The 1,816-nt window shown below is 50.8% G+C and carries 2 protein-coding genes; both read right to left on the reverse strand.

Features of this window, described 5'->3' with window-relative positions; all coding sequences use genetic code 11:
- Window positions 1-885, reverse strand: an 885-nt coding sequence (locus A3730_RS00070; RefSeq protein ID WP_156500682.1) for an AMP-binding protein, incomplete at its 3' end; no start/stop codon positions are given.
- 58 nt (window positions 886-943) lie between these two features.
- Window positions 944-1,816, reverse strand: an 873-nt coding sequence (locus tag A3730_RS29320; RefSeq protein ID WP_082872202.1) for a PaaI family thioesterase, incomplete at its 5' end; no start/stop codon positions are given.

Below are 1,816 nucleotides of genomic sequence, written 5' to 3' on the forward strand. Positions count from 1 at the left end.
TTGTTCCATAGCACTAATCAATACCGCCTCTGGCATTGGCGAGGCGCCATACAGCATGCGTTTTATGCTGCTGACATCGTAATTGGCGATGCGCCCAGATGAGGCTAGAAGATTGACCATGGTCNGCACCAACAGGGTGTTCGTGACTTTCTCCTGCTCAATGAAAGCCAGCACTTCATCAACATCAAAGCGAGGAACAATGCCATGTGTCCCCGCAGCCAGTGTCACGGCAAACGTGCTGGCCATATCAGCCAAGTGGAACATGGGCCCGGCATGCATATATATGGTGTCACTGTCATAGCCCATCTCGGCAACCACGTTCAGGGCATTGAATACCAGGTTGTCATGACTCAGCATCACGCCTTTTGACCGCCCAGTGGTACCACCGGTATAAAACAGCCCCGCCAGATCGTCACCGCCAGCATTGGCGTCACGGATTCGACCGGCGTTGGCGACAAGGGATTCATAATCAATACACCCTTGTGGACACTCACCCTCACCCATGAAGACAACATGCTTGATAGACTCAAGCTGTGGCTGTAGGGATGGCAGCAATGCTGCAAAGGTGTCATCAACGAAAAGCACTTTAGAACCTGAGTCATTCAAGGTATAGGCGATTTCAGGTGGTGCGAGCCGAATATTGACGGGATTCACTGCCGCACCGGCCCACGGCACTGCATAGAAATACTCCAGGTAGCGATCGCTGTTTAATGCCAGTATGGCAACCCTGTCACCCGCATTGATGCCCAGACTTAGCAACCCGTTAGCAAGGCATGCGATACGGTCTTCAAACTCTCGCCAGGTTTGCCGCCGACCAGCAAAAACGGTAGCCGTACCTTGGCCGTTTAATTGAACCGCACGGCGCAAAGTCTGTGAAATATACATAACAGAACTCCTCTATTGAGGCAGAAAAGGAAGGGGGGAGGGTTGTTTATAGATTGGATTAGCTGGAAGCGAAGGCTCTCTTATAAATGAAGCGACCTCGGGAAACCTGGGCGCCATCAAGAAACACATCCACAACAACCACAATGAAGCGCTTTCCTTCACGAATAATGTTCGGCTTGGCCACCAACGTACCCGCAAAGGCCGGGCGCAAATAATCCAGAGTCATACTTGAACATACTGGCTTATTTTGTTCAGTCTGATTCGCTGTTAAGTGCGCGCCAGCAACAAGCTCCGCGAAGCTTGCGATAATACCGCCATGAAAAGTCTTGATCAGAGGGTTGCCAATGTGCTGCTCGCGAAACGGCATTTTATAGGTTGCTTCGCCGTTATCGTCCGAAGCCGTCATACCAAGAAATTTTTCGTATGGTGATACATCGCCGACCACAGTAGAGAGAGCGGTTACCCTTTCTGTTTCGAAGCTGATGATTCCTTCATCATCGATTGTTTTTTTCTTGGAGGGGGCTCTCTTATTGCTAGGATTCACAGATTGATCAAAGGACGGGCCTGCCGTTCCTATCGCAAAACTGCCTGATACCGACGCCAGCAAATTGCCGCCATCACGCCCAAATGCCTCTCCACGGACATAGGCAATATTTTCTTCAACTGCAAAACAGGTGACATTACATGCCACCCCTTCGCCAGCCTCGGGGTTAGCGATGAAATCAACGCGCAAGTCAATTGTCGCAATTGGGCGCATGTCGCCGAGGCGCACAAAAATCGCCAAACCACATGCCGTNTCAAGCAAGGTAGCGATGGCTCCCCGATGAAGCTTTCCCTGTTGATCACAAACCTCTTCCACACAAGGCATGCTCATTACCGCGCCATCTTTGGTAATGTCATCCATTGCGATACCAAAAACCCTGAACAACGG

The organism is Alcanivorax sp. HI0044 (genome assembly GCF_001634945.1).